The following is a 23474-nucleotide window of genomic DNA, read 5'->3' on the forward strand; positions in this document are numbered from 1 at the left end:
GGCGTGGGAAGAATCGGACGAGCACCTGTTCCGGCCGGAGATCAGTCCACTTCGGACGGTGCAGACACCGGAGTCTCGCGGAGGTGTGCATGTCCGCTCCCACTGCGCCTGTGGACCAGGCACGCCCGACCGCCGCGATGCGCGTGCTGGCGGTGCTGAGCGCTTTCGGGCCACGGCACCGCACCCTGTCGTTGAGCGAAATCGCCCGCCGGGCCGGCTTGACGCTGCCGACGGCGCACCGGCTGATCCGGGAACTGGTCGACTGGGGCGGCCTGGAACGTGATGCGGACGGGCGTTACTCGGTCGGTTTGCGGCTGCTGGAATTGGCCGCGCTTGCCCCGCGTGGGCTTCAATTGCGGGAGGCGGCGTTCCCGTACCTGGACAACCTGCACGAGGCGACGCGCGGCAATGTGCATCTGGGGGTGCGGGACGGTCTCGAGGTCGTCTACGTCGAGGCGTTGCGGGCACGGAAGGCGGTCAGCAGCCGGGTGGGCGATCGGTGGCCGATGCACGCCACCGGGACCGGGCTCGTGTTGCTCGCGCACGCCGACCGTGACCTGCAGGCGAAGGTGCTTTCGTCGCCGCTGGAACGCTTTACGCCGTTGACCGTCACGGATCCGGCTGAGCTGCGGCGGCACCTGGCCCGCATCCGGCAGACGGGCGTCGCGGTGGCGCGCGGCCAGATCACCGTCGACGACATGGTCGTGGCGGTGCCGGTGCTGGGCGTCGACGGTCAAGTGGCGGCCGCGATCAGCGTGGTGGTGGAAACGGTCCGGGCCCGCCCGCGCGCACTGGCCCGGATCCTGCTGGAAACGTCCCGCTCCCTGTCGAAAACGCTGGCAGGCCGAGGACTACCCCCGGGCGAGTCCTGGTTCAGCACATCCGGGCACCCAAGACCCCACCCAGCGCGGTAACGACGGCGCGCAACGGGCAAACTCACCCGCGCAGCCGGCCAACTCACCCGCGCCACCAGCAAACACGCCCGCACCACGCGCAAACACGCCGGCCCGGCACCCGGCAACAAAACGCAACCACCAGACCAGCCCACCCACACCTCCCCCAACCCCGATAGAAAGCGGCCCGCTAGACGATCAGCGATCGGCGTCGGCTCTCCCCCTCACGTCCACCCCTGTTCGAGAAACCGCGTCAATGTCTCGCGCGTGGTGGTGAGCTCGGAGATACGGCTGGCGAGCTCGTCGCGCATCTGGGTAACGCTCTCGCGGATGGCGTCGGCGTCAACCTCGTCGTGGTTGCCGGTCGCGCAGAGCAGGAAGGTGCGAACCGTCTGAGTGGAGAACCCGGCGTCGTACATCGACCGGATGGTTCGCACCACCGGGATCGCGTCGTCGTGGTAGTGACGGTAGCCGTTCGTCGCGCAGTGAGCGTGGGCTCACGCCCGTCTTCGCGCTGAGTTCGCTGATGATCACGCCGCACCTCGAAGCACACAGGACCGACGACTTGACCTTGACACGATGTCAGCGTTTAGCGTCGTTTTCGTGCCGCATGGGCGGCAACGAGATGCGAGGACGTGACGATGCGCAATACCGTAGAGGTCGGCGGCAGGAAACGGACGTACACGGTCGTAGGCGAGCAGGACTCGTCTCCACGGCGAGATCTGGTTCTGATCTTCCATGGCTCCAAGCAGGACGGCGAGACACACCGCAAGTTCACCGGTCGCTCGTTCGACGCGATGGCCGCCGGCGGTGCCGCCGTGGTCGCCTATCTGGACGGTTACCGGGGCAACTGGAACGACGCTCGCAAAGAGAGCTTCTTCCCCGCACGCCTGGAGAATGTCGACGACGTGGCCTTCACTCGTGCCGTCATCCGTGAGCTCGAAGCCTCACATCGCATCGATCCGGACCGCGTATTCGCTGCCGGGTACTCGAACGGGGGCCAGCTGGTGATGCGGTTGATGCACGAGGTCCCCGGCCTGCTCGCCGGCGCGGCCGTGTTCAGCGCGACAATGCCCGCACCCGAAAGCTTCCACCTGCCGGCCGGTATGCCCCCGGTCACGCCACTGCCGGTGCTCCTGATCCACGGGACGAAGGACCCGATCGTCCCCTACCGGGGCGGCACCATGAGCGGGTGGGCGCGACGGATGTTCAAGGTCGGTGGAACGGCGCTCTCGATGCCGGCGACGGCCGAGTACTTCGCTCGCCGCAACGGCATCTCGGCCACGCCGGTGATCACGCGGCCGCCGAACGGCACCGGTGCGCGTGGCAAGACCTGGGTCGAGCAGACGGACTACCGCGAAGCGGGACAACCCGCGGTGCGGCTCCTGACGATCCACAACGGCGGGCACACCGTTCCGGGCCCCCGCAAAGCACCGTTCATCCTCGGCAGGACCAACCAGGAAATCTCGGCTGCCAGTGCCACGGCGGAGTTCCTCGGCATCGCCACGCCGGCCGCCTCGCCCCGTTGACCTTTTCAGCTGGGCGCGTCGATCAGTCCTTCCCGGATCGCGAACAGTGCCGCCTGGGTTCTGGACGGCAGCTGCAGTTTGGTCAGCACGTGGCTCACGTGGGTCCGGGCGGTTCGTTCGCTGATCGACAGTTCGGTCGCGATCTGCCGGTTGGACATCCCACGTCCTACGAGTGTGAGGATGGTGCGTTCGCGCGCGGTCAGGGCGGCCAGGCCCATCGGCGGGGAGACGAGCTGGCGGGTCAGGCGTCCGGCCACCGCCGGGTCGAGGTGGACCTCGCCACGGGCGGCGGCCCGGATCGCGGCGGCGACCTCGTCCGGGTCGGCGTCCTTGAGCAGGTAGCCGGCGGCACCGGCCTGCAGGGCGGCGTGCACCCGCTCGGTCTCGCCGAAGCTGGTCAGCACCACGACACGCACGTCCGGATATTTTCCCGCTAGCAACGCTAGCGCGGAGATCCCGTCCAGCCGTGGCATGAGTACGTCCATCAGCACGACCTGTGGTAGCCATCCTTGCGCTGCCATCCGGGCTAGCCGTGCTAGCGCGTCCTGGCCGTCGACGGCCTCGGCGACGACCTCGATACCTTCGGCGCTTTCCAGATACGCGGCCAATCCGCGCCGGACGACGGCATGGTCGTCGACCACCATCACGCCGATCTGCCCGGTGGCCGCGGCGGTCACGGCCGGCCGTCCGCGGGGATCGTCATCCGGACCGTGACCCGGCAACCGCCGGTGATGTTGCCGATCCGCATATTTCCACTCCATCGTTGTGCTCGCTCCCGGATCGACACCAGCCCCAGCGCCTGCGGCCGCGGATCGCCCGCGAGGCCCACCCCGTCGTCGGTCACCTGGACCGTGAGCTTCCCGCCCTCGACCGTGACCGTGACACCCGCCGAAGTCGCCTGCGCGTGCTTGACGACATTGTTGAGCGCCTCCTGCACGATCCGGAAAACATCGTCCTGCAGTTCGGTCGGCATGGCCGGCAGTTCGGTGGTGGCGATGTCGATCCGCACGCCCGAAGCGGCCTGGACCGACTCGGCGAGTGTGCGGAGCGCGCCCGCGAGATCACGCCCGGCGAGTTCGAGCGGGTGCAGCTGCAGCACGAGACCGCGCAGGTCGGCGAGCGCGTTCTGGGCCAGGTCCAGCAGTTCGTCGGCGACACCCTGCACCTGTTCGGACGCGCCCACCTTCGCGCGCAGTGCCTTCGCGTGCATCCGCATCGAGAAAACCTGTTGTACGACGGAATCGTGCAGCTCCCGGGCGAGCCGGGCCCGCTCGTGCAGCTGCGCCTCGCGCCGGGACTGGGCCAGCAGCTCCGCCGAGTCGACCGCCATCGCGGCCTGGTCGGTCATCGCCTCGAGGAACTCCAGCGTCTCGTCGACCGGGTCCTCGCCCGGCGAGTAGAACGCGTTCAGCACCCCGACCGCGCGGCCTCGCACGACGAGCGGGACGGCCACGAAGCTGTCCCAGTTCGGCGCGCCCATGATCTGGTGCAGCGGCGCCCACTTCGGATCCGCCATCACCGCCGCTTTCCGGTGCGGCACCACGATCCGCTTCTGGTTCTCGAAAGCCTCGACGAACATCAGCCGCGCGCCCAGCTGGCGGCATTGTTCGAGCCGCTCGGCGAAGTCGTCGGCGTCGGTGAACCCGGCCTTGCCGACCACGCGCATCGTGCCCTGTTCGACCTTCAGGATCTGGACGGCGGCGATGTGGGTGGCCTGCACGACCTCCCGCGCGACGACGTCGAGGGTCACGCTGAGCGACGCCGCGTCGGCCACGCTGGAGGCGGCCCGCGCGATGGCCGCGAGCCGGCGGCGCTCGGCGTCGGACCCGCCCACCTCGCCCGGTGGCCGGCCGCAGGCGGGGCAGGTCCCGGTGGCGTTCGTGATCACTTCCGTCACGCTGGACCCCTTCGTGCAGCGTCGTATCCCGGCGGTCCAAGTCTGGGCAGGCCACGCGCGTGGCCGCAAGGGGGTGACCCGATGTTTCCCGGTCCGGTGAGCCGCTGTCCTACGGCGCCCGAGACAAATGTCGCAGGGGATGCGCGGTTTCACCCGCGAAGTGTGGGCGGGGGCGGGATCGTCCCGCGCAACTGCGTGATGCTGTTGTCCCCCAGGTCGGCATTGGTCAGGAGACTGTGCACCGTATCGGCCATGTCCTCGCAGACCTGGCGCGCGCCATCGAGATACGACCGCAGAATGTCGTAGAACTTCGCCCCTTCCAGACCCGCCGATTTGGTATCGGCCTGGGCCGCCTTCATCGCCTGGTCGTAGAAAGTGCCGAAGACGAGCGACGCCACTCCGGTCGGCTCCATTTTCCCGACGCCGAATCCCACGACCTTGCCGATGATGCTGAACACTCCCGCGTCGAACCCGGAATCCCGGGTGTGCGCTTCCAGCCCGTCGACGAGCTTGCCCATGAGATCGTTGAGGTTCCGGCGCGCCACCCTGATCGCGACCCCGAATTCCACGAGACGTTTGGACATCACGAAGAGTTTCTCGGTGCGGTGCCCGTACCACACCCGCATATCGCCGAGGATCGTCACGACTCCCTTTCCGGAATCGCTCGTCCAGCTCTTGTCCAGGGCGTCGATCGCACCGTCGAGTCGTATCCACACGTCCGCGGTGTCCTGCAGCGGCCCCTGCGGCCCGTCCTTGCGATGCCGCATTTCCTCGATCACGCCGACCGGTCCGCCGAGTGCGTCGACATCCTGCCCGGAAAGGACATCGGCGGCCGCGAAGAACTCCGGGATCGTCAATTCGCGGAGCACGGACCCGACATAGGGCGGATTCTGGTTCGGCGGTTGCGGTTCCCCGATGCTCGACTCCGACCCGACCGAATCGAGCAGCCGGGGACCGTAGTTCTGTTCCGGATGTGCCAGATACTCGAGATAACCGGCAAGCTTGGGCGCGTTCGTGAAGGCCTTGTCGAGATGCTGAATGGCGGGATGCCCCGGCTGCGGATCCGTCGTCGCGGACATCTTTTCACCTGCCCAGCTCGTCGAGTTGCCTGCTGAGCTCGTTGAGCGTGTCCGTGGCCTTGGCCTCGTGCTGCCGGTAAAGGCTGTGCGCGTGGCCCAGATTGGTCCGCATATCGTCGAGGAACGTCACGAACGTGTGCTCGTCCCGGAGGAACGAGGCCAGCGCGTTCCCCCATTGCGTGGCGAACTCCGACAGCTGCGCCTGGTAGGCACCGGTTTCGCCGCGCCCGCCCTTCAGTTGCAGCCCACCGGTGGCCTGCTCACAATTCGCGAGCACCGTGGCGTAGTGCTTTTCCGCGTCCTCGATGAGGCCGCGCACCTGGTCGATGACATCGAGATCGACTTTGTATGGCTCTCCCATTTCCGTACCCCCTCGTCCTGGTGCCGGGGGCCACGCTACGCGGCGAGCCGGACTCGCACGCCCAAATCGGTCAAATTCGCAGCCAGACAGCCAGGTTCGCCACCACTTCCGCGGTGCCGTACCGGCCCAGCGGGACACATGCGGCGGTGCGTTCGTACGCGCCTTCCGGGTCGTCGAAGTCCACCTGGGCGGTCAGGTCGCGCGCCATCCGGGTGTGGGCGGTCAACGGGCGCGAGGGCGTTGACCCGGATGCCGAACGGGGCACCCTCCAGCGCGGCACAGCAAGTCAGCCCGGCGACCGCGTGTTTTGCCGCCACGTAGGGGGAAAACGTCGCCGCGCCACGGATCGCGGCCTGCGAGGCGGTGTTCACGATCGCGACGCCCCTGTGCCTTCATCACCTTCAGCACCGCGCGCAGGCCCAGGAACACCCCGCGCCCGTTGACCGCCCACACCCGGTCGAAGTCGGCCACCGGCAGCTCGGTCATCGGCGCCATCCGGCCCTCGATCCCGGCATTGTTGAAGAACAGGTCGATCTCCCCGTGCGCCCGTACCGCCCGCACCACGTAACCGTCCACTTCGGACTCGACGCTGACATCGGCGACTACCGGCAGCGCGTCCGCCAATCCGGCCGCCGCCTTCTCCAGCGCCTCCGCCACCCGGTCCACCATCACGACCTTCGCGCCCTCGTTGGTCAGCCGCGTCGAGACCGCCAGGCCGAACCCCGCCGCCGCGCCCGTCACCACCGCCACGCGTCCTTGGAACCTCACCGCGCCACCTCCGCCGCGCCGGCAAGGATCGCTTGGTGGCGCTGGATGATCCCGGTCGTCCCAGTCGTGATCGGTCAGCAGGTACGGGGAACCGGCCCGCACCGCGTCGGCGAGCTTCGCCGCCACCTCGTCCGGCGACATCCCGTCCGCGAGTGTCGCGCGCTTCGACGACGCGGCCGCCGAACTCGTGGCCCAGCACCTGCCCTTCGGTGGTGGCGCCGGCGGCCGGCGCGTGCACGTCCAAGCCGCACAGCCCGCAGGCGTCGACCTCGACGATGCACACACCACTGCTTTCATCCCCGCCGAGCCCAATGAGCAAATTTCTTTGTAGCGAGTCCGGTCAGGGCTGGCGGCAACGGGCCCTGATGCAGCACGCCGAGGCGCTGGGTGGCGCGGGTGAGCGCGACATACAACTCGGCCGCGCCACGCGGTCCGTCGGCCAGGATCTGTTCCGGGGCCACGACGAGAACCGCGTCGAACTCCAGGCCCTTCGTCTCAGCCGGCGCCACCGCACCCGGCACGCCCGGCGGTCCGATCACGACGCTGGTACCTTCGCGACCTTCTTCCTCCCCAACGAATTCCTCGATGGCGGCGGGAAGTTCGTCCTCGGTGACCTGCCTGGCCCACGGCCGGACACCGGACGCGCGGACCGACTCCGGCGGGGTGACACCGGGCGCGAACTCGGCGAGCAGGGCGGCGGCGACGGCCATGATCTCCGCCGGGGTGCGGTAGTTGACCGTCAGCGACCGGTAGACCCAGCGGCCCGGCACGTACGGCTCGAGCATCGTGTCCCACGACGTCGCGCCGGCCGGTGACCGGCGCTGCGCGAGGTCGCCGACCACCGTGAACGACCGGTTGGGGCAGCGCCGCATCAGCACTCGCCAGTCCATTTCGGACAGTTCCTGCGCCTCGTCGACGACGACGTGCCGGTAGGTCCAGTCCCGGTCCGCGGCAGCGCGTTCGGCGAGGTCCCGGGTGTCCTGCTCGACGAAGCGGTCGGCCAGGTCCTCGGCGTAGAGCAGGTCCTGCGCGACCAGGTTGACGTCGTCGTTCAGGTCCTCCCGCTTGATGAGGCTGTCCAGCACGTCGGCGGCGTACGCGGCCTCGGCCGCGCGCTGGCGCTCGGCGGCCTGCTCGGCGGCGCGGTCGGCCTCCTTGTCCCGGCCCAGCAGGTCGATCAGCTCGTCGAGCAGCGGCACGTCGGACACGGTCCAAGCGTCGCCTTTGGCACGCAACAACTCCTCGCCGGCACCGGCCGCCCGCAGCCGTTCGGGCGAGGAATAAAGCGATGCCAGCAGGGTTTCCGGCGTCAGGATCGGCCACAGTTCGTCGAGTGCCGCGGCGAACTTCTCGTCCACCGCGAGGTCCTTGAGCAGGCCTGCCCGCATGTTCTCCCATTCTTCGCGGTCGTCGCGGGTGAGCCAGCCGCGGCCGATCCGGCCGACCGCGCGTTCGGTGAGCACATAGGTGACGATCTCGGTGAACACCGCGCGGGCCTCGTTGTGCGGCAGCCCGCTGTCCCGCGCCTCCTGCCTGGCCCACTCGGCGGTCTCCGCGTCGATCCGCACCGTGACGTCCTTCAACTGGATCGGCACCGGCTCCGCCGGCAGCCGCTGCCGGTCGGCGATCGCCGCCGCGAGCACGTCGAGGATCTTCCGCGAACCCTTGAGCCGCGCGGCTGCCGGGCTGTCTTCGACGGTGACGCGCAGACCGGGCAGCAGGCCGCCGGGGGTGGTGAACACGACGTCGGACTCGCCGAGCGACGGCAGCACGCGGCTGATGTGGTTGAGAAACGCCGGGTTGGGCCCGACGACCAGCACACCGTGGCGTTCCATCCGCTCGCGCTGCGTGTAGAGCAGGTACGCGACGCGATGCAGCGCCACCACCGTTTTCCCGGTGCCCGGGCCGCCCTCGATCACCAGCACGCCCGGGTGGTCCAGGCGGATGATCTCGTCCTGCTCCGCCTGGATCGTCGCGACGATGTCGCGCATCCCCTCCCCGCGCGGCGCGTTGACCGCCGCGAGCAGAGCCGCGTCCCCGCGCTCGCCGCTGTCGGGGTGGCCGAACACCTCGTCGCTGAACTCGACCACCTGACGCCCGCGGGTGAGGAACTGCCGCCGCCTGCGCATGTTCTCCGGGGTCGCGCCGGTGGCGGTGTAAAACGGGCGTGCGGCCGGTGCCCGCCAATCCAGCAGCATCGGTTCGTACTCGTTCTCGCCGTCGAAAAGGCCGATCCGGCCGATGTAGGAATGGTCCCCCGAAATGGTGTCCAGCCGGCCGAAACACAACCCGTTGTCCGCGACGTTCAGCCGCCGCACCTCCCGGTCCAGTGCGCGCACCTCGACGTCCCGTTCCATCGGCGCCCGGCCGTTTCCGCCCAGTGACGCCTGGTACGCCTCCTTCACCCGCGCGCGCTCGGCGTCGAGCCGCGTGTAGAGCCCGGCCACGTAGTCCCGCTCGGACCGCAATTCCGCTTCGTACCCCTGACTTGACACAGGCCCCTCACAGTGCTTATTCTGACAATAGAAGCGGCGAGTTCTCCATTGGCTTATGGAGGGCACGCCGATTTTTTATTGTCCACCCGGTGTCAAGTCCGTGGTCAGCGCGCTAAGCGGGCTGCCAGAGCTCGATGCGGTTGCCCTCGGGGTCGGTGACCCAGCCGAAACGGCCCACGCCTGCCATGTCCTGGGTCTCGTCGGCCACGTCGGCGCCCTTGCCGCGCAGCTGGGCGAGCATGGCGTTCAGGTCACGGACCCGGAAGTTGAGCATGGTCTGCTGTGCGGCGGACCCGAAGTAGCCGGTCCCGGCCTCGAACGGGGCGAAAACGGTGGGGCCCGCCTGCTGATGCCACACGCCGTTCTCATCGGCATCGAGGCCGAGGCAGTCCCGATACCAGCGACCCAGGGCCGCCGGGTCCGCAGCGCGAATAAAGTAACCACCGATGCCGAGTACGCGTTCCATACCGTGATCCTGCCAGCGCGGTCCGGCCGAACGCTCACCCGGCATGAGTCCTTTGACGTATTTCTCGTACAGGTGTGCCGTTTCATACTTGCACCCGTGAAGACTGCGGCTGCTGTCCTATGGGAGTACGGCAAAGACTGGCAGATCGAGGAACTCGAACTCGACGAACCACGCGAAGGCGAGGTGCTCATCCGGCTCGCCGCCTCGGGGCTGTGCCATTCCGACGAACACGTCCGCGTCGGCGATCTGCCGCTGGAAGCGCTTCCCGGTATCGGCGGCCACGAGGGCGCCGGGATCGTCGAGCGCGCCGGTCCGAACGTGACGAAGGTGCGCGAAGGCGACCATGTGGTGCTGAGTTTCATTCCCGCGTGCGGCGAATGCGCGTGGTGCGCCGAGGGACACCAGAACCTGTGCGACGAGGGCGCCGGGTTGTCCGTCGGGTTGCAGCGCGACGGCACGTCCCGGCACCACGTGCGCGGCGCTGACGCCCGGCTGATGTGCATGCTCGGCACGTTCTCGCCGTACACCGTGGTGAGCCAGAGTTCGGCGATCCGCATCGACGACGACATCCCGCTGGACAAGGCCGCGCTGGTCGGCTGCGGGGTGACGACGGGCTGGGGCACGGCCGTGTACGGCGCTCAGGTGCGGGCCGGGGACACGGTCGTCGTGCTCGGGATCGGTGGCGTGGGCGCGAATGCCGTGCAGGGCGCGCGGATCGCGGGCGCGACGAAGATCATCGCGATCGACCCGGCGGAGTTCAACCGCGAGCAGGCCCGGCATTTCGGCGCGACACACACCTTCGCGTCCACAAAGGACGCTCTGGCAGTGCTGCCGGACCTGACCCGCGGACGGCTCGCGGACAAGGCGCTGATCACCGTGGACACCGCGACCCCGACGATCATCGCGGACGCGCTCTCGCTGGTGGGCAAGCTCGGGGTGGTCGCGCTGACCTCGCTCGCGCCGGTCACCGCGCGGCAGGTGGAGCTGCCGATGTTCGAGCTGACCGCGTGGGAGAAGCGGATCGTCGGGTGCCTGTTCGGGCACGCGAACCCCCGCGCCGACGTGCCGCGGCTGCTGGAGCTGTACCGGCAGGGCGACCTGCTGCTGGACGACCTGGTGACCCGCACGTACACGCTCGACGAGGTCAACGACGGCTACCAGGACATGCGCAACCACCGCACCATCCGCGGCGTGATCCGCTACGAGTGACCCACGGGTTGTTCGCCGTCGATGAGGGCCAGGGCGCGGCGGACGACGTTGCCGGTCGTCAGGCCGTAGTACTCGTACAGCTCGGCGGGGACGCCCGCTTCGAGGTCGACGTCGGGCAGGGCGAGGCGCGAGAGGTCGGCGCCGAGCTTGCGGCGGCCGGACACCTCCGCGACGAGGGCACCGAGGCCGCCGACCTCGTTGTGGTCCTCGACGGTCAGCGCCCGCCCGGTCCGCCGCAACGACGTGACGATCGCGTCCTCGTCGAACGGCTTGAGGTACGCGGCGTCGTACACGTCGGCCTCGATCCCTTGCGCCTCAAGGCGTGCGGCCGCGCGCACGACGAGGCCGGTCGCCAGGCCGTGCCCGATCAGCGTGACATCGTTGCCCTCGCGCAGCCGCGGCCACCGGCCGAACTCGATCTCCGGCGGGGTCTCGTAAACCGGCTCGGCGCCTTCCGCGATGCGCAGGTACACCGGGCCCGGCACGTCGAGCGTCGCGCGCATCAGGCTCAGCACCGCGTTGCTGTCCGCCGGGGTCACGATGACCATGTTCGTGATCGCCCGCGCGACCGCGATGTCCTCGACCGCGTGGTGGCTGGTCCCGAAATACCCCATCGCCAGCCCCGTCAGCCGCCCGACCAGCCGCACCGGCAGGTGGTTGTACGCGACGTCGGTGCGCAACTGCTCGGCGCATTTCAGCACCCCGAACGGCGACATCGAGTAGATGTAGGGCAGATACCCGCAGGTCGCGAGCCCGGCCGCGACCGAGATCGAGTTCGTCTCGGCGATGCCCAGCTCGACATAGCGCTCCGGGTACTTCTCGCGGAAATCGGCCAGCGTCGCACCCAGGTCCGCGCTCAGCGTAAGAATCCGGGGATCGTCGGCGGCGAGCGTGGCGATCGCGTGGCCGGCGGGGTTGGTCGCCAGCGCGGTGTGGATCTCGGCGTCGGTGAAGACGTCGACCATCCTGCTCATGACAGCCTTTCCTTGATCTCCAGCAGCACCGCGTCCCGCTGATCGGGTTCGAGCAGCCCGAGATGCCAGGCCTGCGGGGATTCCTCCATCATCGTCACTCCCCTGCCCTTCCGGGTCCGCGCGATCAAACAGACTGGCTTGCCTGCCAAGGGATCCGGCAGCGCGTCGAAGGCCGCGGTCAGGGCTTCCACGTCGTTACCGTCGATTTCCTCGACGTGCCAACCGAAAGACGCGAACCGCTCGCCGAGGGGTTCGATGTTCATCGCGTCCGATGTCGGGCCCGCGCCGGTCACGACGAACGTCCGGTAGTCACGCCCCGACATCCGTGCGCCGAGCGCGATCCCGGTCGCGACGGACAGGTTGTGGCCCAGCGCGCCGGAGCTGAAGTCGATGCCGGGCGCCAGCCGCATATTGGGATGGTCGTTTGAGCGGGGAACCCACTTTCCCGAACCGGCCGAGCCATTCGGCCGGGAAATAGCCGAGATCCGCCAGCACCGGCCACAATCCGGTGGCGACGTGTCCCTTTCCGAGCAGGAACCGGTCCCGGTCCGGCCAATCCGGTTCGGCCGGGCGCAGCCGCAGCACGTGGTAGTACAGGGTGGCGAAGATTTCCGCGCAGGAGAACGTACTCGAGTAGTGCCCGAGCCCGGCCTGATCGATCAGTTCGACGGTGCGCAGCCGGATCCAGTCCGCGCGTCCGCGCAGCTCGGCGGGCGCGACCGGCCGGCCCCGGTCGAGGGTGTGCTGCCCGGTTCCCATAGCTCATGAATAGCACCGATCACGCGTGCCGGGGAGCGACGCATGACGTATTCCCGGGCAACATTCGTCCATCGCCCGGGGCTCGGGCCCTTCCGTAGTTTGACAGATATGCGAGCGTGAAGGGACGTGATCAATGCGGATCGTGGTGGCCCCCGTTGCCGAGTTCGCGCCGGGCGAACGGCGGATCGTGCGGGTCGGGAGGCGCTCCATCGGGGTGTTCCGGATCGGTGAGAAGTTCTATGCCCTCAACAACTACTGCCCGCACCAGGGTGGGCCGCTGTGCCTGGGGCGCACGGCGCCGACCGCGACGTCGGCCGGCCCCGGCGACTTCGGCGTCAACGAGGACGTGTTCCTGGCCTGCCCGTGGCACGGCTGGGAATACGACGTGACCACCGGGCAGTCCTATCTCGGGCCCGGCGAGGCGCCCGTGCGCAGCTACGGCGTGGCAGTGGCGCCCGGTGCGCAGATCGGCGCGGATGCGAAGTTCCCGGACCGCGTGCCGGGTCCGTATGTCGCGGAAACGTATGACGTGCGGGTGGAAGACGACTACGTGGTGGTCGACACGACCACCCGGGCAGACAGGCAGGTGAAGACGCAGTGACCACGACCGAGCCGAAACAGCGCACCGCGCTCGTCGACGCCGACATCCATCCGACCGTGCCGGCCGCGCGGCTCGCCGAGAAGCTGCCCGAGCCGTGGCGCACCCGGTTCCAGCAGTTCGGCTCCCGGATCGCACCGCCGCCGGCGATGTACCCGCGCGTGCGCAACGGCGGGATGCGGCTGGATTCCTTTCCCGCCAACGGGATTCCCGGCAGCGACCTCGGCCTGCTGCGCGAGCAGGTGCTCGACGAGTACGGCGTCGGCCATGGCGTGCTGATTCCGTTGCAGGCGCACAGTTATGGCGCGGAGGCGCCGGACTACGCGCACGCGTTGTGCCACGCTCTCAACGAATGCCTGCGCGAAGACTTCCTCGAACCCGAACCGCGGCTGGTGAGCAGCATCTGCGTGCCGCACGAGTCGCCGGAGCTGGCGATCGCCGAGATCGAACACTACGCCGCCGATCCCCGCTTCGTCCAGGTGCTGTTCCCCGGTGGTGCGGAAACCTTTCTGGGGCACCAGAAGTACCTGCCGATCTACCGGGCGGCCGCGCGGGCCGGGCTGCCGATCGCGATCCACCTCGGCGGGATCGAGCAGCACCGCGGCGACGGCTGGCCGTCGTTCTACCTGGAGCACCACGCGTGGTTCGGCAACGTGATGGCGATGGTGGCCGCGAACCTGATCTGTGAAGGCGTTTTCGAGGATGTGCCGGATCTGCAGGTGGTTCTCGTCGAGGGCGGGATCGCGTGGTCGGTGCCACTACTGTGGAGCCTCGACGCGGCCTGGCCCCGGTTGCGCGCCGATGTGCCGAAGCTGCGCCGCAAGCCGTCCGAGTACTTCCGTGAGCACTTCTGGTTCTCGACGCAGCCGATCGAGGAACCGCCCGACCCCGCACACCTGCCGATGGCGTTGCGGCACACCGGGATGACCGACCGGATCCTGTTCGCCTCGGACTATCCGCACTGGGATTTCGACTCGCCGGCGACGGCGCTGCGGGACCTGCCGAAGGATCTGCGGGACACCATCATGACCGGCAACGCCTACCGGCTCTACCACCGCCTGGAGCGCCCGTGACCGAGCACATCGACACGGATGTCCACTGTGGACCGTCGAGCATCCGGGCGCTTTTCCCTTATCTGGACGACTACTGGCGTTCCTACGTGACAGACGCGAACCTTCGCCTATCGCCGTCTGTCGGAAACGCTTACCCTCCCGGTGCCCCGACGTCGGCGACTCCGGAGGCGCGCGCGGCCGGTGCGTTCCCGCCGGACAATGTGGAGTTGCTGGGCAAGCAGGTCCTCGACCGCGACGGGTTGCGGTGGGCTTTGCTCAACTGCACCACGTCATTCGACATCAGCCGCAATCCGTACTACGAGAACGCACTCACTCACGCGATCAACGACTGGATCCGCACGGAATGGCTGGACTCCGACGACCGGCTGCGGGCGAGCATGGTGGTGCCGACGCTGGACATCGACGCGGCGGTCGCGGAAATCGAGCGGCTGGGCCCGGACCGGCGGTTCGTGCAGGTGCTGCTGCCGGTGCGCGGCCAGGACGCGCGGTACGGCAACAAGCGTTTCCACCCGCTGCTGGCCGCGGCGGCGCGGCACGATCTGGTGGTCGGCCTGCACGCGTGGGGCCGGATCTCCAGCTCCCCCACCGCGACCGGGTTCACGCACACGTACCTCGAGGACTACGTGAGCAACGCGCAGATAGTGCAGGCGCATGTGGTGAGCCTGATCGCGGAAGGTGTCTTCCGGGACATCCCTCAGCTGCGGGTCTGCTTGTCGGAATGCGGTTTCTCCTGGGTGCCGGCGCTGATGTGGCGGTTCGACAAGGAATGGCGCTCGGTCTGGCGCGAGGTGCCGTGGGTGAACGAGGCCCCGGCGGAATACCTGTACCGGCATTTCCGCGCCACCACGGAACCCGCGCAGCTACCCGCGGACAGTGAGCAGCTGACGCAGTTCCTGGAGATGATGCGTGTGCCGGATTTCGTCATGCACGCGAGCGACTACCCGCACGACCACGGTGACGGGGCGACCCGGCTGCTCGCCGCACTGTCCGAAGTGGACCGGGCAAAGGTACTGTGCCACAACGCGGCGGCCTTCTACCGGTCGTGAAACTCGGCGGCCGCCCCGACCCCTGCGCGGGGCGGCCGCCGCGGCTCAGCCCGGGGATCCGGCCGTGCACACGAACTTCGTGGCGTGCGCCGGGTCGAGGGCGTTGGTCACCAGGTGCCACACGTTGAGGTCGTAGGCCTCGCCGATGTGCCCGACCGGGTCGAACGGGCAGGTGTCCTGCACGTACTCGTTGACCACGCCGGGCTCGCGGACAAACGCCGTTTCGGTCGGGGTGACCAGTTCGTCGTAGCGCGAGGTGATGATCGTGTAGTGCACGCCGGGCTGCGCGATCGGTCCGGCGTCGAGCGTGGCGACCGCACTGCCGCCGACGGTCAGGTCGTCGCACGCGGCACAGCCCACGGTGGACAGTGCCTGGCCGACCAGGTCGCGTTCCCCTTGCCCGAACAGGTATGCGAGGGTGGTGAGACCGGCGAACGTGGTGCCGTGCGCCGGGGGCGCGATCGCCACGACCGTGCCGATCCGGTCGGCGATGCCCTGGGTTTTGGGCACGTACAACGACTGGAAGCCGCCTTCGGAGTGGCCGACGAGGTCCACTTGGGACGCTCCCGTCTCTGCCAGCACCGAGTCGATGAACTGCTTGATCTCCGCGGCGGAATCGGCGATCGGCCGCAGGCCGCCGACCAGGTCGAATCCCGGGTAGGCGCCGTAGGTGGGGCTGTACGTGCAGTACCCCTGGGCCGCGACCGACGCCTGCAGGAAGTTCAGGTCCTCGTAGGAGGTCGCGCCGAGGCCGTGCAGGAACACCACCGGCCGTGGATGCGCGGCGCCGGGCCGGCACGACGAGTCGTTCACGCCCCCGCCCGCGGCGTCGGCCGGGGCGGCGAACAGAGCGGTCACCAGTGCCGCCAGCGCCGGAATGACCAGCAGTCGTTTCCTCATCGAAACGCCCTTCCGCACAGCGAGAGCCCGCTTGACTTCGAATACCCTCAGGTATTGGATACCCGAAGGTATTGAACTCGCGATGTCGCGTCAAGACCCGAACGAGGGAGGTTCGGACCATGGCCGCACAGCCGGGCCGGACGCGCCCGACCCGGGCCGAGACCCGCCGCCGGATCCTCGACGCCGCGTTCACCGTGTTCGGCGAGCGCGGGATCGCGGCGGCGGCCCTGACCGACGTCGCCGCGGCGGCCGGGCTGACCAAGGGCGCGGTCTACTCCAGCTTCGCCTCCAAGGACGAACTGGTCCTCGCGCTCATGGAGGAACACGCCGCGCACCGGCTGGAAGCGAGCCTCGCGCGGTTCGCCGAGGCCGGCGACGGCGAGCAGGCGCTGGCGAACGTGGCGGCGGTGCTGATGCACGAGATGCGGGCGGACGCCGTCTGGCACCGGCTGCTCGCCGAGTTCTTCGCGCTGGCACACCACGACCCGAAACGCCGCGACGCGCTCAGGCGCCGCCGCCGCGCGGTCCGGGAGACCATCGCGCGTGCGCTCGACCGGCTCGCCGAGGGGCTCGACATCCAGTTTCCTTTGCCGTCAACGGAACTCGCCGTGATCCTGCTGGCGCTGAGCAACGGGCTCGCGGTCGAATCGGGCATCGACGAGGAGGCGGTGCCCGACGGCCTCCTCGGCACCGTGCTCGCGCTCATCGCCGGTGACGCCGTCGCGAAAATCCGCTCGGCCGCCGAGAACACACCGCCGGACCGGGTCTAGCTGTTCTCGACAATCTGCTTTGCCCACGCCAGTTCCAGTTTCCCGGTCGGCGTCCGGCGCAACTCGGGCAACAGCACCAGCGACCGCGGCACCTTGTATCCGGCAAGGCTGCGCCGGGCGAAGTCCCGCAATTCCTGCTCCGTCACGCCGCCCGGCGTCGCCACCACCGCCGCGACCCGCTCGCCCCAGGTGTCGTCGCGCACCCCGAGCACGACGCAGTCGGTCACCGCCGGGTGCGCCAGCAGCACCTCCTCGACCTCCGGCGGGTGCACCTTCTCGCCACCGGTGTTGATCACGCCGGACCCGCGGCCGAGGAACCGCACGGAGCCGTCCGCCGCCACTTCCGCGAGGTCACCGGGAATCGCGTGCCGGACGCCGTCGATGACGCGGAAAGTCGCGGCGGTTTTGGCCGTGTCCTTGTAGTAGCCCAACGGCATCGGCCCCGAATAGGCCAGCACCCCGGTCTCCCCCGGCGCCACGTCGTTTCCCTCCGCGGTCACGATTTTCGTCGCGGGGACCGGGAAGAAGCGAGCTGGCAGATCGTCCACAGAGGACGTGATGGCGAACGCGAACGGACCGCCTTCGGTCGACGCGATCGCGTCGGTGATCGTGACGGACGCGCGTTCGTGCAGCACGCGTTTGAGGTCGTCGCTCAGCGCGGTGCCGGAGCTGAGCACCGACCGCAGCGAGCTCAGATCGTGCGGGCCGCCGGTGACCAGCTCGTCGACGAGTGGCCGGCACACCGCGTTGCCCGCCACGATGATCGTGCTGACCCGTTGCGTGGCAACGGTTTCCCACGCGTGGCGCGGATCGAGCCCGCGCGGGCGCATCGTGACGACCCGGCCGCCGGCCAGCAGCGCGCCCAGCGAGTTGAAGAACCCGGTGCCGTGCATGAGCGGAACGGCCGGCATCATCACCGGCGCCCGCCCCTCGGTCCGTGCGGAGACGGCGATCTTGACCGCCTCGTCGAGGTCCGACGGCGGCGAGGTCACGCCGAGCGGCCGGAACACCGCGACGAAAATCGAGTGCAGCAGGTCGGCGAGCTGCCAGATCACGCCCTTCGGCCGCCCGGTGGTGCCCCCGGTGTACATGAAGAGCTGATCGGACCCCGGGCGTGGCTGCTGAGGCCTGGGATCGTGGGCGGACAGGAAGTTCTCGTACCCGGCGTCGATCCGGACCACCGGCTTCAGCGTCGGCACGTGCTCGGCGGCGTTCTCGACGTTCGCGGCCAGCTCGTCGCTGAACACGAGCGCGGCCGCGTCGGCGTCGCGCAGCAGCGAGAACAACTCGTCCCGCGTGTAGCGGTAGTTCGCGTTGACCGGCACCGCGCCGAGCTTGAACGCGGCGAACACCGTTTCCAGGTACGCGGCGCTGTTGTACTGGTAACAGGCCACCTTGTCGCCCGGCCCGACCCCGGCCGCCTCGAACGCGGTCGCCAGCCGCGCGGACCGCTCGTCGAACTCGGCATATGTGTAGTCCCGCCCGGGCTCGGAGATCGCCACCTCTGCCGGCAGGCTGCGCGCGACAGCCTCCCAGATCGTGCCGAACGAGACATCCATCAGACCTCCAGTGCCAGCATCACGTCCGCCCTCCGCGGTCGCGCGCCGCGCGCACGGTCTGGGCGAGCAGGACGGCGATGGTCATCGGGCCGACCCCGCCGGCCGGACAGCGGGATGTCGTAGGCGTCGAGCAGCGCCATGATCCCGCCCGGCGTGGCCGAGGCGAACCCGCCCTCGCCGAAGGCCATCATCGCGAACGACGTCCGGGTCACCCCGTCGACGTCCTTCGCCGGGTCGATCGCCTCGAACGCCGTGCGCTCGTCGACCTGGTCCGGTACCGGATGCTGCAAAAGAATCCCGTCGACTTCGGGATCTTCCGACAGGTCCCGGATCCGCGCGACCAGTTCGGCGGTCGTGATATCGGCGCCCAGTTCGATCCGCCGGGACTCCATGCCGACCTTCACGCAGCGGTTCGCCTTCATCCGGACATAGGTGCGCGACGCCGGGTCGTCGCCGACCAGAACCGTGGCCAGCACGGGCTTCCGGCCCAGTTCGGCGACTTCCGTGCGCACTCGGTCGAGCAGTTCGGCGGCCACCGCGCGGCCGTCCAGTATCTGTGCGGTCATGTCGTCTAGAAAACCACAGTGGTGTGGCCGTCGCGGATGACGCGATCGTCGCAGTGCCAGGCGACCGCGCGCGAGAGCACGAGCCGTTCCACGTCCGCGCCCTTGCGCTGCAGCTCACTGGCGGACTCCCGGTGCGAGACGCGGATCACGTCCTGCTCGATGATCGGGCCCTCGTCGAGGTCCTCGGTCACGTAGTGCGCGGTCGCCCCGACGAGCTTCACCCCGCGCTCCTTCGCCCGCTGGTACGGGGCGGCGCCCATGAACGCCGGCAGGAACGAGTGGTGGATGTTGATCACCGGCACGCCGACCTCGTCGAGGAACTCCCCCGACACGATCTGCATGTACCGGGCGAGCACCACCAGGTCCACATTGCCCTTGAGCAGGTTCAGATGTTCCTTCTCCGCCACCGGTTTCTGGTCCTTCTCCACGGGCACGTGGAAGAACGGGATACCGAAACCCCGGACGTCGTCGCCGAGGCCGGGATGGTTGGAGATCACCATCGGGACGTTCATGTGCAGCTCGCCGCGCCGTTGCCGCCACAACAGGTCGAGCAGGCAGTGGTCCGCTTTGGACACCATGATCGCGACCCGCTTGCGCCGCTTGACCTCCACGAGCCGGTAGGTCAGCCCGAGCTCCTCGGTGAGCCGCTGTTCCAGCGCGAGATCGAGCTCCGCGCGTCGCTCCGACAGGCCGGGCAGGTGGAAAACGGTGCGCTGGAAGAACCTTCCGCCCGAGGGGTCGCTGGAAGTCTGGTCCAGTGCCACGATGTTCGCACCCTGCTCGGCGAGTACCGTCGACACGCTCGACACGATCCCCGGCCGGTCCGCGCCCTGCACGATCAGCCGGCCATAGTCGTCGTCAATCATCAATCATCCTTTTCGGACAGTGCGGCCAGCAGATCCTGGCGCCACTGCTCGGTTCCGCGTAGCTCGTTGAACGTGAAGATGTGCAGCCCGCGGATGTTGCCGTGGGTCTTGGGCACGGCCATGCCCAGCCGTTTCGCCAGCTTCGACGGGCTGTATCCGCCCGGCAGCAGGAAACGCCATAGCAGGCTCTGCTGCTTCTGCAGGAACCGGGCCGACTGGCCGAGCCCCAGCCCGGCCGAGATCCGCATCAGTTTCTGGCGGTTCACCGGCCCCGGCATCCCCGCGTAAACCGGCAGATCGACTCCCGCGGTCGCGATCTCCGCCGCCCACGACGCGATTTTCGTGGCGTCGAAACAGATCTGCGTCAGGATGCGGGTCGCGAGCGGCGCCTTCTGCTTGAGCGCCAGGTCGATCGCCTCCTGCGGGATCGTGCCGTGCCCCTCCGGGTACCCGCCGATGCCGACCTCCTCGAAGGAGTGTCCGACCTCTTCCATCGCCTGAAGCAGCGCGTAGGCGTCGTTGAACTTGCCCGCCGGCTGCGGCGCGTCGCCACCGATCACGAACACCGACCGCACCCCGGCTTCGGCCAGGCGCGCCACCACGTCGGCGACGTGCTGCTGGTCGGTGAACAGCCGCGCCGGCAGGTGCGGCGTGGTCTGATAACCGTGGCCCAGCAGGCGTTCGGTGAGGGCGAGTGTCGTCTCGATCCCCTTCGCCTCGGTGACCGTGACGGTGAGCGGCACGGAGGTGGGTACCGCGTCGAGCACGTCCTGCTCGGTCTTCTTGAACGGCATCACCTCATAGCTCATGGTGCGCACCAGATCGGCCAGTGCGGAGCGCCGGGGCGGGTTGGTCATGTGCTGAAATCCCGTCTGCGTAAGGGAAAGGTCAGGACTTGCGGTAGGACTCGCGGATTTCGCGGACGTACGGGGCGGGCGCGACGGTCGCGCGGATCTCCACCTGCCGGTGCGGTTCGATCGCGGGCTTCGCGGAGTTCGGCTCCTCGCCCCAAATCACCGTCACCTCGGTGCCCGGCTCGCTCGCCGCGAGGCCGACGGTCGCCAGCGACACGAAGGCCTGTTCGTTCGCGATGTAGCCGACATCGGTGGAGATGCCCACGGCTTCACCGCCGCGCAGCACCTTGTCCGCCTGGTACAAGGCATAGCGTGCCTTCGGCAGGTCGACGAACTTGGCCGGGACACCGGGCTCGCACAGCGACCGGACGGCGGCGGCGACATCCGAAGGGTGCCAGACGAGCGTCACCTTCGCGCGCCGCTGCTCCATTGGCTCCAGCGCCGCCCGGCCGAGGAAGTCGTGGTCGAACCTGACCGTCTTCCCGTAGCCGAGGTCATACGGTGTGCAGTAGTAGTCGGTGATGTCGGCGGAATCCATGCTGCCACCCAGCGAACCGAGCGCGCCGGCGGGTAACCAGTCCCGATAGGACAGTTCATCCGGTCCGAAGATCGCCGGTACCACGGCGGGAATCCAGCCGGACTCCAGGTTCGCCGTCGAGTAGGCCTTCGCCCCGGCGCGCACCAGCCCGAACTCCGCGCCCGCGCCGAGGATCGCCCGCAGTATCTCTTCGCCCTCGGCCCACGGGCCGAACAGTTCGAATCCGGGCCGGCCCGCCATCCCGTGCCGCAGCGCGCGCACCCGGTGCCCGGCGATGGTGAACTCGGTGGTGTGGAAGAACTTCACGTCGGGCAGTTCACCGGTCAGCTTCTCGACGAGCGGTAGCGCGGCCGGGCCTTGCAGCTCGTAGCGGTAAACCTTCGGCGGTCCGGACGGGCGGTCGTAGGAATTGTCGTCGCGCTCCACGGTGACGTCGAACCCGGTGGCGTGGAACTGCAGCCAGTTGATCACCGTCGGGTGCCCGACGAGGTCGAAGAGCCCGTCTCCCAAGGAGAACAGGATGGCGTCACCGATGAAGTACCCGTCCGAGTTCACCGCGACGTACTGTTTCGCCTTGCCCGGCACGAAGTTCTGGAAAGTGTTGACGCCGTAGGCGGTCAACAGCTTCAGCGCGTCCGGTCCGCCGAGGTAGAGGTCGGTCATGTGGTGCGACTGGTCGAGCAGCGCGCACGAGGTGCGCCACGCTCGCTGCTCGGACCGCCAGTTCGTGAACTCGGGTGCGACGGGGAAGGTGTGCGGCCGGACCGCCGAATCACGCAGCAGTCCGACCGCAGACCCCGCACGCCGGATGGCGGCTTCGAGACTCTCGACACCCATGGCTCGGCGGTACCTCCTGTTCGCGGAAAACCCGCTCTGGGAGTCAGTACAGCCGAGGAGACGCCGACTTTCGTCCGGCATCGGAACGGAATCTTCCGCGACAAATGACCAAGGTGCCGCGAGTCACGCCCGCGCCGCGAGCACCGCCGCCTTCGCTTGGAGCTCGGCATATTCGGCGTCGGCGCGGGAACTCCAGGTGATCCCGCCGCCGGTGCCATAGGTGGCGATACCGGTGTCGCGGTCGGCCACCAGCGTGCGGATCGCCACATTGAACTGGGCACCGGACGGGCCGGCGAACCCGATGGCGCCGCAGTAGACACCGCGTGGCCCGTCCTCCAGGTCGCGGATCAGCCCCATGGTGCGGGGTTTCGGGGCGCCGGTGACGGATCCGCACGGGAACAGCGCGCGGAAGAGGTCCGTGAGCCCGGTGCCGGGCCGCAGCCGCGCGGTGACGTCGGAGGTGAGCTGGTGCACGGTTTCGTACCGCTCGGCGCGGCACAACGAGGTGACGGCCACGCTCCCCGTCGCGGCCACCCGCGCGAGGTCGTTACGCACCAGGTCCACGATCATGATGTTCTCCGCGCGTTCCTTCGCGCTCGCCCGCAGCCGCGCGACGTTCCGCTCGTCCTCGGCGACCGTGCGCCCGCGTGGCGCGGTGCCCTTCATCGGCCGCATCAGCACCCGGTCGCCGTCGGTCCGGAAGAACAGCTCGGGGCTGGCGCTGGCGATCACGAACCGCCCGAGGTCGAGATACGCGTTGTAGGAACCACCCTGGCCGAGCGCGAGATCCGCGTACAGCTCGGGCAGCTCGCCGCTGATCTCCGCGGTCATCCGGGTGGTCAGGTTGCACTGGTAGGTCTCGCCCGCGGCGATGTGACCCAGCACCTTGTCGACCCGGCGGGCGTGCTCGGCCGGGTCCCACCGGTACTCCCAGTCGCCGACCCGATACGCACGGCGCACCGGCGGGGTCACCACGGGCACGGGTTCGGGCCGGGTGCTCACCCCGAACCACGCCAGTGGAAGGCCCGGCACGGGCTCGTGCACGGGCAGCGCCGGATCGAGCCCCGCCGCCGCCTCATAGGAGACGAACCCGAAGGCCCACCAGCCTTTCCGGGTCGCGTACTCGACCTCGGCGAGCACCCCCGGCACGTGCTCGGGACGGGTGGCGACCAGGTCGTAGGCGAAATCGGGAAAGCACAGCGCGGTGCCCTCGCGCAGGTCGTCGAACCGCGCGGAAACAATCGGGCGCCTCATCTCGGCGGCACCGGGGAAGTCCGGAGTGGACAGTTCATCCGTCCACGTTACGACTCCGCGCCCGCGGTGGAAACGGCCTGATGACCGGTTTCACACGCTGGGCGGCTGGTGGCGGACCGAGTCGAATGTCCTACGGCAGACCAGTCGCCGGAAGGTCGTGCCGCGCCGCCCTGGCTTCTAGTG

Annotated in this window: 26 protein-coding genes and 1 pseudogene; 7 read left to right on the plus strand and 20 right to left on the minus strand. The window is 68.9% G+C overall.

Features of this window, described 5'->3' with window-relative positions; genetic code table 11:
• Positions 1–89 precede the first annotated feature (89 nt).
• Positions 90–914, plus strand: coding sequence for an IclR family transcriptional regulator (locus LOZ83_RS16415; protein WP_236791565.1), 825 nt, complete (start codon positions 90–92; stop codon positions 912–914).
• Between the two features lie 203 nt (positions 915–1117).
• Here LOZ83_RS16415 and LOZ83_RS16420 read toward each other — a convergent pair whose 3' ends face one another.
• Positions 1118–1312, minus strand: coding sequence for a hypothetical protein (locus LOZ83_RS16420; RefSeq protein ID WP_236791567.1), 195 nt, complete (start codon positions 1310–1312; stop codon positions 1118–1120).
• Between the two features lie 222 nt (positions 1313–1534).
• On the opposite strand from LOZ83_RS16420, the gene LOZ83_RS16425 reads away from it, so the two are divergent.
• Positions 1535–2422, plus strand: a complete 888-nt coding sequence (locus LOZ83_RS16425) for a PHB depolymerase family esterase (RefSeq protein ID WP_236791568.1) — start codon at positions 1535–1537, stop codon at positions 2420–2422.
• A gap of 5 nt (positions 2423–2427) precedes the next feature.
• Here the strand turns inward: LOZ83_RS16425 and LOZ83_RS16430 are convergent, their stop codons facing one another.
• The 9 genes and pseudogenes from LOZ83_RS16430 to LOZ83_RS16465 form a co-directional block, all read right to left on the minus strand.
• Complete coding sequence (locus tag LOZ83_RS16430; RefSeq protein ID WP_236792102.1) at positions 2428–3066, minus strand: response regulator transcription factor; 639 nt, start codon at positions 3064–3066, stop codon at positions 2428–2430.
• Between the two features lie 29 nt (positions 3067–3095).
• On the minus strand, positions 3096–4319 hold the full coding sequence (locus LOZ83_RS16435; RefSeq protein WP_236791569.1) for a GAF domain-containing sensor histidine kinase: 1224 nt from the start codon (positions 4317–4319) through the stop codon (positions 3096–3098).
• 149 nt (positions 4320–4468) lie between these two features.
• Positions 4469–5398, minus strand: a complete 930-nt coding sequence (locus tag LOZ83_RS16440; protein WP_236791570.1) for a hypothetical protein — start codon at positions 5396–5398, stop codon at positions 4469–4471.
• A 4-nt stretch (positions 5399–5402) separates the two neighbouring features.
• Positions 5403–5759, minus strand: a complete 357-nt coding sequence (locus LOZ83_RS16445; protein ID WP_236791573.1) for a hypothetical protein — start codon at positions 5757–5759, stop codon at positions 5403–5405.
• Between the two features lie 35 nt (positions 5760–5794).
• Complete coding sequence (locus LOZ83_RS40750) at positions 5795–6076, minus strand: hypothetical protein (RefSeq protein WP_374202669.1); 282 nt, start codon at positions 6074–6076, stop codon at positions 5795–5797.
• A complete protein-coding gene (locus LOZ83_RS16455) occupies positions 5982–6668 on the minus strand; it encodes an SDR family NAD(P)-dependent oxidoreductase (protein ID WP_236791577.1) in 687 nt (228 codons plus the stop codon). The genes LOZ83_RS40750 and LOZ83_RS16455 overlap by 95 nt, the downstream gene beginning before the upstream one ends.
• 22 nt (positions 6669–6690) lie before the next feature.
• Positions 6691–6810 (minus strand): annotated as a pseudogene (locus LOZ83_RS40755) (alcohol dehydrogenase catalytic domain-containing protein); the annotation flags it as partial.
• 10 nt (positions 6811–6820) lie between these two features.
• The gene (gene helR, locus LOZ83_RS16460) at positions 6821–9022 is read right to left on the minus strand and encodes an RNA polymerase recycling motor ATPase HelR (RefSeq protein ID WP_236791578.1); all 2202 of its coding nucleotides are present in this window, start codon (positions 9020–9022) and stop codon (positions 6821–6823) included.
• A gap of 112 nt (positions 9023–9134) precedes the next feature.
• A complete protein-coding gene (locus tag LOZ83_RS16465) occupies positions 9135–9488 on the minus strand; it encodes a VOC family protein (protein ID WP_236791579.1) in 354 nt (117 codons plus the stop codon).
• A gap of 96 nt (positions 9489–9584) precedes the next feature.
• On the opposite strand from LOZ83_RS16465, the gene LOZ83_RS16470 reads away from it, so the two are divergent.
• On the plus strand, positions 9585–10697 hold the full coding sequence (locus LOZ83_RS16470; protein ID WP_236791580.1) for an NDMA-dependent alcohol dehydrogenase: 1113 nt from the start codon (positions 9585–9587) through the stop codon (positions 10695–10697).
• On the opposite strand, the gene LOZ83_RS16475 is transcribed toward LOZ83_RS16470, so the two are convergent.
• Genes LOZ83_RS16475 through LOZ83_RS16485 form a run of 3 tightly spaced genes read right to left on the minus strand, consistent with a single transcriptional unit; the run spans position 10688 to position 12430 of the window.
• Positions 10688–11671 (minus strand): transketolase family protein, encoded by a 984-nt coding sequence (locus tag LOZ83_RS16475; protein ID WP_236791581.1) that lies wholly within the window; start codon positions 11669–11671, stop codon positions 10688–10690. The genes LOZ83_RS16470 and LOZ83_RS16475 overlap by 10 nt on opposite strands.
• Positions 11668–11964, minus strand: a complete 297-nt coding sequence (locus LOZ83_RS16480; protein ID WP_236791582.1) for a hypothetical protein — start codon at positions 11962–11964, stop codon at positions 11668–11670. The genes LOZ83_RS16475 and LOZ83_RS16480 overlap by 4 nt, the downstream gene beginning before the upstream one ends.
• A gap of 16 nt (positions 11965–11980) precedes the next feature.
• Complete coding sequence (locus tag LOZ83_RS16485) at positions 11981–12430, minus strand: hypothetical protein (protein ID WP_236791583.1); 450 nt, start codon at positions 12428–12430, stop codon at positions 11981–11983.
• Between the two features lie 133 nt (positions 12431–12563).
• Between LOZ83_RS16485 and LOZ83_RS16490 the strand changes: the two genes are divergently transcribed.
• The 3 genes from LOZ83_RS16490 to LOZ83_RS16500 are packed head-to-tail and all read left to right on the plus strand — an operon-like array spanning position 12564 to position 15147.
• On the plus strand, positions 12564–13031 hold the full coding sequence (locus LOZ83_RS16490; RefSeq protein ID WP_236791584.1) for a Rieske (2Fe-2S) protein: 468 nt from the start codon (positions 12564–12566) through the stop codon (positions 13029–13031).
• The gene (locus LOZ83_RS16495) at positions 13028–14101 is read left to right on the plus strand and encodes an amidohydrolase family protein (RefSeq protein WP_236791585.1); all 1074 of its coding nucleotides are present in this window, start codon (positions 13028–13030) and stop codon (positions 14099–14101) included. Before LOZ83_RS16490 ends, LOZ83_RS16495 begins: the two co-directional genes overlap by 4 nt.
• Positions 14098–15147, plus strand: coding sequence for an amidohydrolase family protein (locus tag LOZ83_RS16500; RefSeq protein ID WP_236791586.1), 1050 nt, complete (start codon positions 14098–14100; stop codon positions 15145–15147). The genes LOZ83_RS16495 and LOZ83_RS16500 overlap by 4 nt, the downstream gene beginning before the upstream one ends.
• A 45-nt stretch (positions 15148–15192) precedes the next feature.
• Here the strand turns inward: LOZ83_RS16500 and LOZ83_RS16505 are convergent, their stop codons facing one another.
• Positions 15193–16047, minus strand: coding sequence for a triacylglycerol lipase (locus LOZ83_RS16505; protein WP_236791587.1), 855 nt, complete (start codon positions 16045–16047; stop codon positions 15193–15195).
• Between the two features lie 119 nt (positions 16048–16166).
• Here LOZ83_RS16505 and LOZ83_RS16510 point away from each other — a divergent pair, with 119 nt between their 5' ends.
• Positions 16167–16817, plus strand: coding sequence for a TetR/AcrR family transcriptional regulator (locus LOZ83_RS16510; protein ID WP_236791588.1), 651 nt, complete (start codon positions 16167–16169; stop codon positions 16815–16817).
• Here LOZ83_RS16510 and LOZ83_RS16515 read toward each other — a convergent pair.
• The 6 genes from LOZ83_RS16515 to pabB form a co-directional block, all read right to left on the minus strand.
• Positions 16814–18376 carry an AMP-binding protein gene (locus tag LOZ83_RS16515; protein ID WP_236791589.1) on the minus strand — a complete coding sequence of 521 codons (1563 nt, stop codon included), beginning with the start codon at positions 18374–18376 and terminating at the stop codon, positions 16814–16816. The genes LOZ83_RS16510 and LOZ83_RS16515 overlap by 4 nt on opposite strands.
• Complete coding sequence (locus tag LOZ83_RS16520; RefSeq protein WP_236791590.1) at positions 18376–18942, minus strand: tetrahydrofolate dehydrogenase/cyclohydrolase catalytic domain-containing protein; 567 nt, start codon at positions 18940–18942, stop codon at positions 18376–18378. Before LOZ83_RS16520 ends, LOZ83_RS16515 begins: the two co-directional genes overlap by 1 nt.
• A gap of 5 nt (positions 18943–18947) precedes the next feature.
• Positions 18948–19808: a formyltetrahydrofolate deformylase gene (purU, locus tag LOZ83_RS16525; protein ID WP_236791591.1), complete on the minus strand. Its 861-nt coding sequence runs from the start codon at positions 19806–19808 to the stop codon at positions 18948–18950.
• The gene (locus LOZ83_RS16530) at positions 19808–20665 is read right to left on the minus strand and encodes a methylenetetrahydrofolate reductase (RefSeq protein ID WP_236791592.1); all 858 of its coding nucleotides are present in this window, start codon (positions 20663–20665) and stop codon (positions 19808–19810) included. The genes purU and LOZ83_RS16530 overlap by 1 nt, the downstream gene beginning before the upstream one ends.
• Before the next feature lie 31 nt (positions 20666–20696).
• The gene (locus LOZ83_RS16535; RefSeq protein ID WP_236791593.1) at positions 20697–22037 is read right to left on the minus strand and encodes an aminomethyl transferase family protein; all 1341 of its coding nucleotides are present in this window, start codon (positions 22035–22037) and stop codon (positions 20697–20699) included.
• Positions 22038–22160: 123 nt separating this feature from the next.
• Positions 22161–23291 carry an aminodeoxychorismate synthase component I gene (gene pabB / locus LOZ83_RS16540; RefSeq protein ID WP_236791594.1) on the minus strand — a complete coding sequence of 377 codons (1131 nt, stop codon included), beginning with the start codon at positions 23289–23291 and terminating at the stop codon, positions 22161–22163.
• Positions 23292–23474: the final 183 nt, after the last annotated feature.

Origin of the sequence: Amycolatopsis sp. GM8 (genome assembly GCF_021653975.1) — a bacterium.
Taxonomy (GTDB): domain Bacteria; phylum Actinomycetota; class Actinomycetes; order Mycobacteriales; family Pseudonocardiaceae; genus Amycolatopsis_E.

Bases quoted from the DNA above. Each gene is read 5' to 3' on its own strand.
- LOZ83_RS16420 (WP_236791567.1), bottom strand. From the start codon at position 1,312: ATGTACGACGCCGGGTTCTCCACTCAGACGGTTCGCACCTTCCTGCTC.
- LOZ83_RS16520 (WP_236791590.1), bottom strand. From the start codon at position 18,942: ATGACCGCACAGATACTGGACGGCCGCGCGGTGGCCGCCGAACTGCTC.
- LOZ83_RS16430 (WP_236792102.1), bottom strand. From the start codon at position 3,066: ATGGTGGTCGACGACCATGCCGTCGTCCGGCGCGGATTGGCCGCGTAT.
- LOZ83_RS16465 (WP_236791579.1), bottom strand. From the start codon at position 9,488: ATGGAACGCGTACTCGGCATCGGTGGTTACTTTATTCGCGCTGCGGAC.
- LOZ83_RS16490 (WP_236791584.1), top strand. From the start codon at position 12,564: ATGCGGATCGTGGTGGCCCCCGTTGCCGAGTTCGCGCCGGGCGAACGG.
- LOZ83_RS16485 (WP_236791583.1), bottom strand. From the start codon at position 12,430: ATGGGAACCGGGCAGCACACCCTCGACCGGGGCCGGCCGGTCGCGCCC.
- LOZ83_RS16455 (WP_236791577.1), bottom strand. From the start codon at position 6,668: ATGTCGCCGGACGAGGTGGCGGCGAAGCTCGCCGACGCGGTGCGGGCC.
- LOZ83_RS16535 (WP_236791593.1), bottom strand. From the start codon at position 22,037: ATGGGTGTCGAGAGTCTCGAAGCCGCCATCCGGCGTGCGGGGTCTGCG.
- LOZ83_RS16475 (WP_236791581.1), bottom strand. From the start codon at position 11,671: ATGAGCAGGATGGTCGACGTCTTCACCGACGCCGAGATCCACACCGCG.
- LOZ83_RS16425 (WP_236791568.1), top strand. From the start codon at position 1,535: ATGCGCAATACCGTAGAGGTCGGCGGCAGGAAACGGACGTACACGGTC.
- purU (WP_236791591.1), bottom strand. From the start codon at position 19,808: ATGATTGACGACGACTATGGCCGGCTGATCGTGCAGGGCGCGGACCGG.
- LOZ83_RS16505 (WP_236791587.1), bottom strand. From the start codon at position 16,047: ATGAGGAAACGACTGCTGGTCATTCCGGCGCTGGCGGCACTGGTGACC.
- LOZ83_RS16440 (WP_236791570.1), bottom strand. From the start codon at position 5,398: ATGTCCGCGACGACGGATCCGCAGCCGGGGCATCCCGCCATTCAGCAT.
- pabB (WP_236791594.1), bottom strand. From the start codon at position 23,291: ATGAGGCGCCCGATTGTTTCCGCGCGGTTCGACGACCTGCGCGAGGGC.
- LOZ83_RS16530 (WP_236791592.1), bottom strand. From the start codon at position 20,665: ATGACCAACCCGCCCCGGCGCTCCGCACTGGCCGATCTGGTGCGCACC.
- LOZ83_RS16445 (WP_236791573.1), bottom strand. From the start codon at position 5,759: ATGGGAGAGCCATACAAAGTCGATCTCGATGTCATCGACCAGGTGCGC.
- LOZ83_RS16510 (WP_236791588.1), top strand. From the start codon at position 16,167: ATGGCCGCACAGCCGGGCCGGACGCGCCCGACCCGGGCCGAGACCCGC.
- LOZ83_RS16515 (WP_236791589.1), bottom strand. From the start codon at position 18,376: ATGGATGTCTCGTTCGGCACGATCTGGGAGGCTGTCGCGCGCAGCCTG.
- LOZ83_RS16415 (WP_236791565.1), top strand. From the start codon at position 90: ATGTCCGCTCCCACTGCGCCTGTGGACCAGGCACGCCCGACCGCCGCG.